Here is a 276-nt window from a genome sequence, read left to right as displayed (position 1 = left end):
AAGGGCAAAGAGGGCTTGGGAGCGGCGTACATTGCCGGGTTCAAGTGGGGGTTGGCTGCAGGATATGACGTCCTGGTTGAGATGGACGCCGACGGATCCCACAAGCCGGAGCAGTTGCCCCTCCTCCTGGATGCTGTGGAGAACGGGGCGGACCTCGCGATGGGTTCGCGGTGGGTCCAAGGTGGAAGCGTGGTCAACTGGCCCCTGTACCGGCAGGCCATCTCCCGGATCGGCAGCACATATGCGCGCATCATGCTGGGTGTCAAAATCAAAGAC

The 276-nt window shown here is 62.0% G+C and carries 1 protein-coding gene; it reads left to right on the top strand.

The features are described from left to right. A partial coding sequence (locus tag SB679_RS24030; RefSeq protein ID WP_410704752.1) for a glycosyltransferase occupies window positions 1-276 on the top strand: 276 nt, incomplete at both ends.

Source organism: Chryseobacterium sp. SIMBA_029, from assembly GCF_046535275.1.
GTDB lineage: Bacteria > Bacteroidota > Bacteroidia > Flavobacteriales > Weeksellaceae > Chryseobacterium.
This window is presented reverse-complemented; position numbering and strand designations above follow the sequence as displayed.